The 13,771-nt window shown below is 70.3% G+C and carries 9 protein-coding genes; 4 read left to right on the top strand and 5 right to left on the bottom strand.

Features of this window, described 5'->3' with window-relative positions:
- The first annotated feature begins 4 nt into the window (after positions 1 to 4).
- Positions 5 to 1,441 carry a dihydrolipoamide acetyltransferase family protein gene (locus LVQ62_RS02450; protein ID WP_233764363.1) on the top strand — a complete coding sequence of 479 codons (1,437 nt, stop codon included), beginning with the start codon at positions 5 to 7 and terminating at the stop codon, positions 1,439 to 1,441.
- Positions 1,442 to 1,496: 55 nt separating this feature from the next.
- Here the strand turns inward: LVQ62_RS02450 and LVQ62_RS02445 are convergent, their stop codons facing one another.
- The 4 genes from LVQ62_RS02445 to LVQ62_RS02430 form a co-directional block, all read right to left on the bottom strand.
- Positions 1,497 to 4,331 (bottom strand): FAD-binding and (Fe-S)-binding domain-containing protein, encoded by a 2,835-nt coding sequence (locus LVQ62_RS02445; protein WP_233764362.1) that lies wholly within the window; start codon positions 4,329 to 4,331, stop codon positions 1,497 to 1,499.
- Positions 4,332 to 4,436: 105 nt separating this feature from the next.
- Positions 4,437 to 6,245, bottom strand: a complete 1,809-nt coding sequence (locus LVQ62_RS02440) for an MDR family MFS transporter (protein ID WP_233764355.1) — start codon at positions 6,243 to 6,245, stop codon at positions 4,437 to 4,439.
- Positions 6,242 to 6,757: a MarR family winged helix-turn-helix transcriptional regulator gene (locus tag LVQ62_RS02435; RefSeq protein ID WP_233764354.1), complete on the bottom strand. Its 516-nt coding sequence runs from the start codon at positions 6,755 to 6,757 to the stop codon at positions 6,242 to 6,244. Before LVQ62_RS02435 ends, LVQ62_RS02440 begins: the two co-directional genes overlap by 4 nt.
- 76 nt (positions 6,758 to 6,833) lie before the next feature.
- Positions 6,834 to 7,721: a maleylpyruvate isomerase family mycothiol-dependent enzyme gene (locus LVQ62_RS02430; RefSeq protein WP_233764351.1), complete on the bottom strand. Its 888-nt coding sequence runs from the start codon at positions 7,719 to 7,721 to the stop codon at positions 6,834 to 6,836.
- Between the two features lie 71 nt (positions 7,722 to 7,792).
- Between LVQ62_RS02430 and LVQ62_RS02425 the strand changes: the two genes are divergently transcribed.
- Together LVQ62_RS02425 and LVQ62_RS02420 are read left to right on the top strand one after the other, a co-directional pair.
- On the top strand, positions 7,793 to 9,805 hold the full coding sequence (locus LVQ62_RS02425; protein WP_233764347.1) for a cytochrome c oxidase assembly protein: 2,013 nt from the start codon (positions 7,793 to 7,795) through the stop codon (positions 9,803 to 9,805).
- On the top strand, positions 9,805 to 10,611 hold the full coding sequence (locus LVQ62_RS02420) for a carbon-nitrogen family hydrolase (protein ID WP_233764331.1): 807 nt from the start codon (positions 9,805 to 9,807) through the stop codon (positions 10,609 to 10,611). The genes LVQ62_RS02425 and LVQ62_RS02420 overlap by 1 nt, the downstream gene beginning before the upstream one ends.
- 114 nt (positions 10,612 to 10,725) lie before the next feature.
- Here LVQ62_RS02420 and LVQ62_RS02415 read toward each other — a convergent pair whose 3' ends face one another.
- A complete protein-coding gene (locus LVQ62_RS02415; RefSeq protein WP_233764329.1) occupies positions 10,726 to 11,703 on the bottom strand; it encodes a hypothetical protein in 978 nt (325 codons plus the stop codon).
- Between the two features lie 218 nt (positions 11,704 to 11,921).
- On the opposite strand from LVQ62_RS02415, the gene LVQ62_RS02410 reads away from it, so the two are divergent.
- Entirely contained in the window at positions 11,922 to 13,766 is a 1,845-nt protein-coding gene (locus tag LVQ62_RS02410; RefSeq protein ID WP_370639697.1) for an NHL domain-containing thioredoxin family protein, read from the top strand.
- Positions 13,767 to 13,771: the final 5 nt, after the last annotated feature.

The raw sequence follows: 13,771 nt of genomic DNA, 5'->3' as shown, positions 1-13,771 counted from the left end.
CTTCGTGGCTGTGCAGACGTTCAACCTCCCCGATCCGGGTGAGGGACTGGTCGAGGCCGACATCGTCTCGTGGAAGGTGCAGGTCGGCGACGAGGTGTCGACCAACGACATCGTCGTAGAGATCGAGACGGCGAAATCGTTGGTGGAGTTGCCGATCCCGTGGGCCGGCAAGGTCACTCAGCTGTTGGTCGACGAAGGTGCGACCGTCGAGGTCGGCAGCCCGATCATCACCGTCGACGTGGCCGGCGCCGCCACCAGCGAGCCGTCCGAGGTGACGACGCCGTCGGCGGAGGAGCCCGAGGAGCGCACCCCGCATCTGGTGGGGTACGGCGCCGCGCCCGCGCAGACCGCCCGGCGGGCCCGCAAGGGGGCGAGCGTCGTACCGGCGGCTGCCCCGGCACCACCCGCTCCTGCAGCGGTGGCCGCGCCGCCCGCGCCTGCTCCCGCTTCCGCCGCGCCTGCTCCCGCTTCCGCCGCGCCTGAGGTCGCGGCGCGCCCTATGGAGCGCGCGGCGACTCCACCGGCTGCCGGCGGCAAGGTGCCGGCGAAACCGCCGGTCCGTAAGTTCGCGAAGGACCACGGCGTGGACCTGTCGACCGTCGCCCCGTCGGCCGAGTCGGGCATCGTCTCGCGCGCCGACGTCGAGCGTCACCTGGCGAACGGCGCTGCGCCGGCGAGTGATTCGGCGCCAGTCGCTGCGTCCGCGAGTTCGCAGGAGCGTGAGACGCGCATCCCGGTGAAGGGCGTGCGCAAGTTCACCGCCGACGCGATGGTGGCGTCGGCGTTCACCGCCCCGCACGTCACCGAGTTCGTCACGATCGACATGACCGCGACGATGGAGCTGGTCGACCGGTTGCGCTCGGACCGGGAATTCACCGGTCTGAAGGTCACTCCGCTCACGGTGCTCGCCAAGGCGCTCTGTGTTGCGGTCAAACGCAATCCGGGCATCAACTCCTCGTGGGCGCAGAAGCCGGACGGCTCGGCCGAGATCGTCCAGAAGCGCTACGTCAACCTCGGTATCGCCGCGGCGACCCCGCGCGGACTGGTGGTGCCGAACATCAAGGACGCCGACGCCATGTCGATGCGCGACCTCGCGCGGGCGCTCGGCGAGCTGACCGCCACGGCACGCGAGGGGCGTACGCCTCCCGGCGACATGTCCGGCGGCACGATCACGATCACGAACGTCGGGGTCTTCGGTGTCGACAACGGCACGCCGATCATCAACCCGGGCGAGGCGGCGATCCTGTGCTTCGGCGCCGTCCGCAAGATGCCCTGGGTGGTCACCGACGCCGACGGCAACGACACGATCGTGCCCCGGCACGTCACCCAGTTGTCGCTGTCCTTCGACCACCGGATGGTCGACGGCGACCTCGGCTCGCGCTTCCTGTCCGACGTCGCGGCCCTGCTGCAGGACCCCTCGCGGGCACTCGTCTGGGGCTGACGCTCCACGATCAGGGTCGCCGCGCGCTCTATACGGCGTGCGGCGACCCTGATCGCTATCCGGACAGGTGGGAGGCGAGGAGCTGCGCGAGGTGCGTGCCCCACGACGCGCCGCCGGGGAGCGTGCCGAGCAGGTCGTCGAGCTGGGTGCGGCAGGAGAAACCGTCGGCGAGCACGACGTCACCGGGCTGCGCGGCGCGTACGGCGGGCAGCAGCTGCTGCTCGGCGACCGCCACCGACACGTCGTAGTGGCCCTTCTCGACACCGAAGTTGCCCGCCAGCCCGCAGCATCCACCGAGCCGCTGCACCTGCGCGCCGGCTTGCTCCAGCAGCGCCGCGTCGGCCGCCCAGCTCATCACCGCGTGGTGGTGGCAGTGCGGTTGCGCGATGATCCGCACCCCGTCGAGGGACGGCGGTGACCAGCCCGGCGTACGCGCGAGCAGCTCGGCCAGCGTGACGGTCGCGTCGCGCACCTTGCGGGCGTCGTCGGTGGGCACCAGCTCGGCCGCGTCGTGTCGCAGGACCGCGGTGCAGGACGGCTCGATGCCGACGATCGGCAGTCCGGCGTTGGCGGCGGGAGCCAGGCCCGCGATGGTGCGTTCGAGCTGCCGGCGGGCGCCGTCGAGCTGACCCGTGGAGATCCAGGTCAGACCGCAACATCCGGCTGCGGTCGGCAGGACCGGACTGAAGCCGGCGTCCCGCAGCACCGCGACCGTGGCGGCGCCGATGGCCGGAGAGAAGTTGTCGGTGAAGGTGTCGACGAGAAGGACGACCTCGTCGCCGGTGGTGTGAGCGGCGTCGTACGGTCGCAGTCCGTGCTCGCGTGCCCAGCTGCGGAACGGGTCGGCGGCGACCTGCGGGATGCTCCGCCGAGCGTCGACGCCCACCGCGGACTTCGCGAAGGGCACCCGATCACCAGCGCGCAGAAGGGCGTTCGCAAGCTTCGGTGCCCGCGCGCCGGCGCGCACCCAGCGCGGTAGCTGGCCGAGCACGTAGTGCGAGATGGGCCGCAGCCGCCCCTTGTAGGACTGGTGCAGCACCTCGGCCTTGTACGACGCCATGTCGATGCCGGTCGGGCAGTCCGAGGCGCAGCCCTTGCACGACAGACACAGGTCGAGCGCGTCGTGCACCTCGGGCGCGCGCCAGCCGCCGGTGACGACGGAGCCGTTGAGCATCTCCTGCAGCACCCTCGCGCGGCCGCGGGTCGAGTCCTTCTCCTCGCGGGTGGCGAGGTAGGACGGGCACATCACCCCGCCGCTCGCGGTGTTGTCCGCGCGACACTTGCCGACGCCCGTGCAGCGGTGCACGGCCTGGCTGAAATCGCCGCTGTCGGCGGTCCAGGAGAACGCCAGCGGTGTCGGGGTCCGCCGCGCGGGGAAGCGCAGGTCGGCGTCGAGCGGTGCGGGGTCGACCAGGACACCGGGGTTGAGCAGGTTGTCCGGGTCACACGCGTGCTTGGCCGCGGCGAAGAGATCGATGACCTCGGGGGAGTACATCAGCGGCAGCAGCTCACTGCGCGCGCGCCCGTCCCCGTGTTCGCCGGAGAGCGAACCGCCGTACGTCGCAACGAGCTTCGCGGCGTCCACCACGAACTCCCGCAGCTGAGCCGGACCGTCGGGAGCGTCGAGGGGGACGTCGAGGCGCACGTGCATGCAGCCGTCGCCGAAATGCCCGTACGGCGCGCTGCTGAGGCCGTGCGCGACGACCAGCTCGTCGAAGTCGCGCAGATACGCACCGAGCGACGTCGGGGGGACGGCGGCGTCCTCCCACCCGGGCCACGCCGGCTTGCCGGCAGGCGAACGGCCCGCGAGCCCGGCGCCGTCCGCGCGGATCCGCCACAGCGCCGCTGCCTGCGCCGGGTCCGTGACGATCAGGCTGGAGTGTGCGCCGAGACCGGCGTCGTCGACCATGGCCTCGGCGCGGGCGAGGACCTCGCCGCGGTCCTCGCCGGACACCTCGGTGAAGAGCCATGCGGGCCCGGGCGGAAGCGGCGGTGAGGTGCCGCCCCGGCTGTGCAGCACGTCGAGCAGTCGTTGATCGAAGCCCTCGCAGGCCGTCGGCCGGTGAAGGAGCACGGACGGGGTGGCATCGCCGGCGACCGTGATGTCGGGGTAGCCGAGCACGATCATCACGCGCACAGCCGGGTCGCGCACCAGCCGCACGGTCGCCTCGGTCAGCACCGCGAGGGTGCCCTCGGAGCCCACCAGGAAGCGCGTGAGGTCGACGTCCCGCTCGGGCAGAAGGTGCTCCATGGAGTAGCCGGACACCTGACGGCCGAAGCGCGCGAACGACGTGCGGATCAGCTCGAGGTTGTCCGCCCCCAGCCCGGTCAGCTGCTTCGCCACCGGCCCCGAAGGGCGGGTGCCCGAGGCGAGGTCGAAACGGTCACCGGTGCCCCAGAAGCCTTTCAGGGCAACGACGTTATCGACGGTGCGGCCGTAGCCCAAGGTCCGCGAGCCGCAGGCGTTGTTGCCGAGCATGCCGCCGATCGTGCACCGCGTGGACGTCGACGGGTCGGGTCCGAATCGCAATCCGTGCGTCGCGGCGGCGGCCTGCAGACGGGCCTGCACGACCCCGGGTTGGACGACAGCCGTGCGAGCCTCGGGGTCGAGGTGCAGCACCTGGTCGAGGTGCCGGGAGAAGTCGAGCACCAGCCCCGCGCCGATCGAGTTGCCGGCGATCGACGTGCCGGCGCCACGGGTGGTGAGGGGTACGCCGAGGTCGCGCGCGACGGCGTACGCCTGCTCGACCTGTACGGTCGACCGGGGGAACGCGACGGCGGTCGGTGCGATCCGGTAGAGCGACGCGTCGGTGGTGTAGAGCGAGCGGGTGAGCGAGTCCGCGTGCGCCTCGATGCCGCCCGCCGTCAGTCGCCTCACCAGTTCGTCCACGGGCACATCGTCCCTCACCGCACCTCGCCCACAAACGCCGAGTGCGCGTTCCGCGGAGCCGAAGCTCTGCGGAACGCGCACTCGGGAGGTGACGCTCGAGGCGGATCAGTCGTGCACGTGCCTCGGGTGGTAGTCCGCGTCGACGGACGCGTGCTTGGGCAGCTCGTCGCCCGGGTGAGCCGGCACGGTCGCCAGCGCCTCGTCCCGCGCGCGGTGACGCGGCGGCTCGTCCTCGGTGGCCCCGTGGGCCGGCGGACCGACCAGGTCGGCCACCGACGGCTCCGGCTTCTGCGCCGGCTGCGCGCCGCTCGCCTCGGCCTTGGCGGCATCGGCGGCCGACTGACCGCGCAACTCCACCTTCGGCATCAGCAGCAGGACCAGGAAGCCCAGCACCATCACCGCAGCAGCCACGATGAAGATGATGTGGATGGAGTCAGCGAAGCCGACCTTGAACGGGTGCCGCGCGTCCACGGGCAGCTTGTTGATGACCGAGGAGTCGTTCTGGATCTGCGCCACGACACTGCGGTTCTGGGCGATCTGCGCCTGGACGCCTGCAGGTGCCGCCGAAATGGCCGAGGTGATCTTGTCGCCGACCGTGCTGAAGAGGATCGACAGGAAGATCGCGACTCCGAGCGTGCCGCCCATCTGGCGGAAGAACGTTGCCGAGGACGTCGCCACGCCGATCTCCTTCGCCGGCACGGCGTTCTGCACGATGATCGTCAGCGGCTGCATGCAGTTACCGAGGCCGTAGCCGAAGACGAACATGAAGGCCATGACCTGCCAGACCGGGGTGTCCGCGTCGACGAACAGGAACAGCAGGAGCAGGCCCACGGTGGCGATCGCCGTACCGAAGATCGGGAACTCCCGGATGCGCCCGGTGCGTGCAGTGATCTGACCGGAGATGATGGCGGCGATCATCAGGCCCGCCACCATCGGCAGCATGAGGAAGCCGGACGTCATCGGCGATGCGCCGTGCACGATCTGGAAGTAGAGCGGCAGCACGGTGATGCCGCCGAACATGCCCATACCGACGATGATGCTGGCAACGATCGTGACCGAGGCCGCGCGCAGCTTGAAGATGCGCAGCGGGATCAGCGCGTCGTCGGCCATCGCGCGCTCGACGAGGACGAACATCGCCAGGCCGAGGACCGCGATGACGTATGCCGCGATGGAGCGCCCCGAGGTCCAGCCCCAGGTGCGGCCCTGCTCGGCGACCGTCAGCGTGGGCACCAGACCGATGACCAGCGCCACCGCGCCCCACCAGTCGATGCGCGCCTTGCGCTGGACGTGGTCCAGGTGCAGCGTGCGCCATACGACGAAGAGGGCGATGATGCCGATCGGCACGTTGACCAGGAAGACCCAGCGCCAGCCGGAGATGAACAGGATCGAGCTGGTCTCGGCGAACAGACCGCCGATGACCGGGCCGAGGACGCTGGAGGTGGCGAAGGTCGCCATGAAGTAACCGGTGTACTTCGCGCGCTCACGCGGCGGCACGAGGTCACCGATGATCGCGAGCACCAGGGTGAAGAGGCCACCGGCGCCGAGGCCCTGGAACGCGCGGAACGCGGCGAGCATGTACATCGACGTCGCGAACGAACAGGCGGCGGAACCGATCACGAAGACGGTGATCGCGAACATGAACAGCTTCTTACGGCCGTACATGTCGCCGAGCTTGCCGTAGATCGGCGTGGTGATCGTCGAGGTGATCAGGTAGGCGGTGGTGACCCAGGCCTGTACGGACAGGCCGTGCAGGTCGTCGCCGATGGTACGGATGGCGGTGCTGACGATGGTCTGGTCGAGTGCGGCCAGGAACATGCCGAGCATCAGGCCGCCGAGGATCCGCAGGATCTGTGCGTGCGAATACTGGCCGCCGGATGCTGCGGGCGCGTTGGCCGCGCTGGTCTGGGCAGTCACATCGACTCCTTTCCGGTGGTTGACGGGTGTGACGGGGGTGACGGGGTTGTCGTGGTGCAGGTGCTCGAGCTGGCGAAGGTGCGGGTGAGGTCGTCGTGCAGGCGGCGCAGTGCGAGGTCGAAGTCCTTGGCCTCACGGCTGGACCAGTCGGCCATCAAGGTGGCGAACATCTGCCCCCTGCTCTCGTGGATGTCCTCCAGGAGCTGCTTGCCGTCGGGTGCGAGGGCGATGTTGAAGGCACGCCCGTCGCCGGGGTCGGTCACCTTCTCCAGGATCCCCGCCTGCACCAGGTGACTGACCTGGCGACTGACGGTCGATACATCGGAGTGCACCCGTTCGGCGATCGACGACACCCGCAGCGGACCCGTCGATACGGCGAAGATCACCGGGTAGGCGGAGGTCTCGACGTCGGGATGCAGACGCGGCACGTGGTGTCGCAGTGCGCTCATCGCCTTCATCAGGTGCACCAGGTCCTCACCGACCCGCGATGCCACCTCGAGACTGACGGCCATATCCCCTCCATAGTTGCTTGACTCATACAACTATATGGATAGCCACGCGATCTATCAAATCGGCTGGGAGATCCCGTTAGGGCGTGATGGTGAGTACGTCGAGCACTCGGGCCGCGGCGGCCTCGTCGCCCTCGACGCTGTAGCGCAGGTCCGCGGTCGAGATACGTCCGGCACCCCGGCGGGTCAGCGACTCGGTGCTGAGCCGGATCGTGGTGATCTTGCCCAGTGGTAGGGGGATGATCTCACCGGTCTGGTCATCGACCTTGTCCACGTGCGCGGTGCCGGAGAAGAGCGACTCGGCGTACGGCCGACCGTCGGACCCCTCCACGATGCGGATGCCCTGACGCGCCATGACCGGGCCGGTGCACTCGATGATGACCACGCTGCCGACCTCCAGGTTGGCCCGGCGAGCGGCCCGCGCGGGGAAGGCGGCGAGGACGTCGCTGGTGAAGGCGGCGGCACCGGCGGAGTCCAGGTTGCCCATCGAGTGCAACGCGTCGCGCAGGTCCTGCTCGTGGCACCAGAGGTCGATGAGCCGCAGGTGGATCATGGCGGTGAGCTCCATGGGCCCGAACGGGCCCTGGATGACGGTTTCGGGAGTCAGCGTCGGGTCGCGGTAGGACGCGATCCGCTTGGGCAGCAGGTCGCGCCACTCGTTGACGATCTCTCCGCCGGAACGACCGCGTCGCGCCTCGACGGCCCGCTCCATGAACCGGCCGGCGTCGTTACGGACCCACTCGTAGTCGGGGACCTCGACCTCGCGGTCCTGACCGCCGTTCATCAGGTGCTCGGTGCCGGCGACGTGGGCGAAGACGTCCTTGACGGTCCACCCCGGGAGAGCGGTCGGCTTGTCGAAGTCCTCGGGGTGACACGTGAGCCCCAGGTCGAGGATCGACTGACCGGTGGCGGCGAACGCATCGACCAACTCGGGAAGCTCTACCGGAGGCTGGGGATGGGTCTGCATGGCGACCAACCTACTTGGAGCGCGGACGGTGCGCGGGGGCGCTGCCCATGATGTCTGCCTACCCTGGGTGCATGGCGAGCGACACCGGCACGAGTCCTGCGACCGTAGCGGCACCCGTGCGTGCGCGCCGGTCGACGTGGATCCGGGCCGTCGTCCCCTTCGCTCTCGTGGTCGTCGTGCTCGCCGTCCTCTTCTCCCACGCCGCGTCCCCCTTGGAGCTCGGCGACCCCGGCGCGGTCGTGCGCTGGGGCATCCCGCTGCTCAACGTCGTACGCGATCTGACCGCCGCGCTCACCGTGGGGGCGCTGCTGCTCGGCGGGTTCCTCGTGCCGGAGGGCGCGACCACCCGACGGCGGGAGTCGCTGGCCCGCTATGCCGCGTGGGCCGCGACCGGCTGGGCGGTCGTCGGCGCGGGGAGCGTCGTCCTCAACTTCGCCGACGTCTCCGGCACCCGGCTCGGCGCCACCGGCTTCGCATCCGAGGCATGGGCGTCGATCTGGCAGCTGGAGATCCTGCGCGCGCCGGCGATCACGGCGCTGATCGCGGCGGCCGTCGCGCTGCTCGCGTTCACCGGGCCGGGCGCTCGCGGGATGGCGTGGCTCTTCGGGATGGCGCTGGTCGCTCTCTACCCCCTGGCCCTGATCGGCCACGCCGCCGGATCGGACGATCACGAGGCGTCGGTCGACTCACTGCTGGTGCATCTGCTGGCCGTGACCGTCTGGGTCGGCGGCCTGCTCGCGCTGCTGGTGATGTGGGGGCGGCTCGGCAAGGGCACCGCCGACGTCGTACGCCGCTACTCCACGGTCGCGTTGTGGTGCTTCGGTGCGGTCGCCGTGTCCGGCGTGCTCAACGCCGTCATCCGCGTCGGCTCCTTCTCGGGTCTGGCGTCCCGCTACGGCGTGCTCGTGCTGATCAAGGTCGTGCTGCTGCTCGCGCTCGGCACGTTCGGTGCGCTGCACCGGCAGCGGGTCATCGGTCACCTGGACGGCGTCGATGCGCCCGGGCGCGCGCTCTTCGCGCGGCTGGCCGGCGTCGAGTCGCTCGTGATGGGCGCAGCCGTCGCCGTCGGTGTGGCGCTCGCGCGATCGGCTCCGCCCGTCGCCGAGGTGCACGGGCGAGTCGACACGGCGTACAGCCTGACCGGATATCTCGCGCCCGCGGCGCCGCACGTCGCGACCTGGTTCACCCTGTGGCGCGTCGAATGGCTGTTGAGCGCGATCTCGGTGATCGCCATCGCCGTCTATCTGAGCTGGGTTGTGCGACTGGCCCGACGCGGCGACCGCTGGCCGGTGCTGCGCACGATCTCCTGGTGCGCCGGCTGGCTGATCTTCCTGTACATGGTCGACGGCGCTCCGGCGGTCTACGGCCGGGTGATGTTCTCCGTCCACATGCTCGAGCACATGACGGTCTCGATGCTGGTGCCGATCCTGCTGGTCCGCGGTGGCGTGGTCACCCTCGCGCTGCGGGCCCTGCCCAAGAGGCACGACCTGACGCTCGGGCCGCGCGAGGTCATCCTCTCCGTCGTGCACTCCCGCGTGGTCGCCGTGGTCGCGAATCCGGCCATCGCGGCGATCTTCGTCTTCGTGTCGCTGATCGTCTTCTACTACTCGCCGCTCTTCCACCTGGCGCTCACCACCCACACCGGGCACCTGCTGATGATGGTGCACTTCATGGCGTCGGGGTATCTCTACGCGTGGGCTCTCGTCGGGATCGACCCCGGCCCGCGACGCTGGGCGCCGCCGATCCGACTGGGCATCCTGCTGATCGCCATCGCGTTCCACGCCTTCTTCGGAGTGGCCCTGATGACCGGCAACGACCTGCTGGGTGGCGACTTCTTCCAGCTGCTGCACCTGTCCTACGTGCCCAGTCCCATCACCGACCAGCAACGCGGCGGCACCATCGCGTGGGGCTCGGGCGAGGTGCCGACGTTCATGCTGGCCATGCTGATCGCGGGTGAGTGGTACCGCAAGGACACCGCCGAGGGCGAGCGGCAGGCGCGGCAGGCCGACCGCGACGACGATGCCGAGCTGCGCGCGTACAACGACTATCTGGCGGCGCGGTCCGGCCGCGGGAAGCAGGCCTGATGCGGGTCGCGCTGATCCAGCTGGCGTACGACGACGCCGAGACCCTCGATGCGCGCGTCGAGCGGGTGGTCGCGCTGGTCCGGGAGCAGGCCGGGCACGACCTGGTGGTGCTGCCGGAGCTGTGGGGCGCCGGCGGATTCTCCTACCGGGAGTGGAGCTCACGCGCCCAGGACGTGACCGGGTCGATCGGCACGGCACTGTCGGCCGCCGCGCGCGACGCGGGCGTCTTCCTGCATGGCGGGTCGATCGTGGAGCGACCGGCGTCCGGTGAGACCGGCGAGGAGGGCCATGACCTGTGGAACACCTCGGTCGTCTACGACGCGAGCGGGACCCTCGTGGCGACGTACCGCAAGATCCACCGGTTCGGTTTCGCCGGCGGCGAGCCGAAGCTGATGGACGCGGGGACGGAGCTGGTGCGGGTCGACGTGCCGGCCGGATCGTCTTCTCTCGCCGTCGGCCTGTCGACCTGTTACGACATCCGCTTCCCAGAGATGTACCGCGCGCTGCTGGACCGGGGAGCTGAGGCGTTCGTCGTCCCAGCCGCGTGGCCGATGGCGCGGGTGGACGCGTGGCGGCTGCTGCTGCGGGCACGGGCCGTCGAGGACCAGTGCTTCGTGCTGGCCTGCAACACCGCCGGCACTCACGCGAAGACGCAGATGGGCGGTCACTCCGCCGTCATCGCGCCGGGTGGTGAGGTGCTCGCCGAGGCGGGCGAAGAGCAGCAGGTGCTGTCGATCGAGATCGACCCGTCGGCCGTACGGGACGTCCGCGAGTCGTTCCCGGTCCTCGCTGACCGCCGCCTCTGAGCGGATGAAACCTGCAAAGGCCGGCACGACCGGACGACGCTGCCGGTTTGCGTTTGCGGCCAGGGCTGCAGCACTGACCGCGAACGCAAACCAGCGGTGTCGTGGGGAAGGCCGTCACGCCCCGGTCTGCAGTGCGGGCGGGGTGAGCAGCGACAGGACGCGGCCGGGGTCGGCCAGGTCGTCCCACACGACGCGCACCACCCGGTAGCCGAGCCGCTGGAGCGCCAGTTCGCGCCGCTTCTCGTTGACGAGGGCTTCGCTGTTGCCCGCGCCGCGGTACTTCAGGAGGCCGTCGAACTCCACGATCGTGCGCGTGCCGTCGACGAGCAGGTCGACCCGGGCGACGAAGTGGCCGTCCCCGTCGCGGATGACGACCTGCGGCGTGACCGCCACACCGGCGGCACGCAGGAGCAGGCGCAGCCGACTCTCGCCTGGCGACTCCGACCGGGGATCGACGAGGTCGAGCAAGGTGGCCAGTCGTGTGCAGCCGGGGGTTCTCCGTGACTGTCGGATCGCCTCCGCCAGATCGGTGGGTGAGGCGAGGTAGTTGCGCAGCGCGGCGTCCGCGGGAATGACCGCGGCTTCCACTCCGATGCCGGCGCCCACCTGGACGATCGCGTACGCCGCCGAGACGGCCGGCATACCGGACGCGGTCGTGACCGGGATCGGTTCCGGCACCCGGTGCAGCCGAACCCCTGGCCGGCGCGACCATCGATGCCCCTCCCGGTGGCCCAGGTGGATCTCCGTGGTGTCGCAGGACGGGTCTGTGGGCAGGTCCCAGGCGAGGAGCGCCGACTGGTGGGTGACGAGGTACCCCTCGCCCAGCACGAGCAGCAGAGCGCGGATCCGTCGTCTCTGGGTCTCGGCGGCGCTGGTGATCGTGTCGAGGTCGCCGGGCGGCAGGAAGTAGCTGCCCTGCGCGCCGCTCACCACGTCCTCTGCCCGGCACCACGCCCGGAGCTGCTCGTCCGAGGCACCGAACTCCAGGGCGTCGCGGCGGGTGAACGCGTATCCCTGCTGGCGGACCCGGATCCGCAGCGGGTAGCTCATGGCGACAGGAAAGGCCTGGTACGGGGTGGTTGCGACGTCCATCGGGTGATCGTGGCGGCTGCGCCGACGGGTGTCTGGTCGCCGCGGGCGGGGTGTGGAGAGCGGGTGGGGATGTGGACAGTTGGGTCGAGGTGGGGGTTTTGCGTTTGCGGCCAGTGCTGCAGCCCTGGCCACGAACGCAAACCCCCACCGGGCTGTCGGGGCCGCGCTCGTGGAATGACCGCACGGATGGTGTCGTTGGCCTCTGCGTGAGCGAGACGGTGGACGGGTCAGTGAGGGCGAAGGTGCGGGTACGCGCGCCGGAGTTGGCAGGACGGCGGTGGCTCAACACCGGCGGAGCCGACGTGACCCTGAAGGGCCTGCGCGGCAAGATCGTGGTCCTGGATTTCTGGACCTTCTGCTGCGTCAACTGCCTGCATGTGCTGGACGAGTTGCGGCCGCTGGAGCAGGAGTTCGCCGACGAGCTGGTGCTGCTCGGCGTGCACTCGCCCAAGTTCGAGCACGAGGGCGAGCCCGCCGCGGTCGAGGCGGCGGTCGAGCGTTACGCCGTGGGCCACCCGGTCCTGGACGACCCGGAGCTGACCACATGGCAGGCGTACGCCGCGCGGGCGTGGCCGACGCTCGTGGTGATCGATCCCGAGGGCTACATCGTGGCTCAGCTGTCGGGGGAGGGCCACGCGCACGGTCTCGGCGTCCTCGTCCGTGAGCTCGTCGCCGAATACGAGGCGAAGGGCACCCTGCGGCGGGGGGATTCGCCGTACGTCGCACCACCTGCGCCGCAGACTGCGTTGCGATTCCCCGGCAAGCTCGCAGCGGCCCCCGACGGCAGCTACCTGCTGTCGGACACCGCCCATCACCAGGTCGTGCACCTGGAGCCGGATCTGACCACCGAGCGCGCGAGGTACGGCGGTCCGGGTGTCCTCGAGGAGCCGCAGGGTCTGTGCGTGCTGCCCGCCGACGTCGCCGCGCGGGTGGGGTACGACGTGCTGGTCGCCGACAGCGTGCACCACCAGATCGCCTCGATCCAATTGTCGGACGGGCAGATCCGTGTCGTCGCGGGAACTGGTGACCAGCTGCGCGAGCGGTCGGGGAGCGGGCTCGCGCTGAGGCAGGATCTGTCGACCCCGTGGGACATCACCTGGTGGATCGACCGCGCGGTGATCGCGATGGCCGGGGTCCACCAGCTGTGGGTCCTGCACCTGGCGACCGATCCTGCCGACAACACGGTCGCGGTGCTCGCCGGCACGAGCTCCGAGGGCATCCGCGACGGGGCTGCGCACGACGCATGGTTCGCGCAACCGTCCGGCCTCAGCACGTCGGCCGACGGCTCGCGGGTCTGGGTCGCCGATTCTGAGTCGTCTGCACTTCGTTCGATCACGTTGCAGGACAGTGGCTTCGAGGTGAAGACCCACATCGGGCAGGGCCTCTTCGACTTCGGCCATATCGACGGCCCGGCCGCGGACGCGCTGCTGCAGCACCCGCTGGGCGTCGCGGAGCTGCCGGATGGCAGCGTGGCGATCGCCGACACCTACAACGGCGCGATCCGCCGATACGACCCCGTGGTCGACGAGGTCTCGACCCTTGCCACGGACCTGGCCGAACCGAGTGACGTACTGGTCGAATCCGACGGCGACACGGTGCGATTGCTCGTGGTCGAGTCGGCAGCACACCAGGTCACTCGCGTCGCCGTGCCGGCGCGGGCGCAGCGTGTAGCGGGCATCGCACACCAGACTCAGCGACCGGTGACACCGTTGGCGCCGGGGGCGGTGGAGCTGCGCATCGCGTTCGAACCGCCGACCGGTCAGAAACTCGACCACCGCTACGGCGACCCCACCCGGCTCATGGTGATGGCCACCCCCGGTGCCTTGATCCGGGACGGCGACGGCACCTCGACAGGGCTGACCCGCACTCTGCAGCTCGACCCGGCGGTCGGCGACGGCACGCTGCACATCTCGGTGCGCGCGGCCGCGTGCGACGGCGACCCGGATACCGGCGAAGTGCCGGAGTACGCCGCCTGCCATCTCTACCAACAGGATTGGGGCATCTCCGTGGTGCTCGAGTCGGGTGGGCCGACCGAGCTGCACCTCGATCTGCGCGGCGTCTGAGATCA

The organism is Allobranchiibius sp. GilTou73, from assembly GCF_021391335.1.
Taxonomy (GTDB): Bacteria; Actinomycetota; Actinomycetes; order Actinomycetales; family Dermatophilaceae; genus Allobranchiibius; species Allobranchiibius huperziae.
Note: the sequence above shows the minus strand (reverse complement) of the source record. Positions and strands in the feature narration are given on the sequence as shown.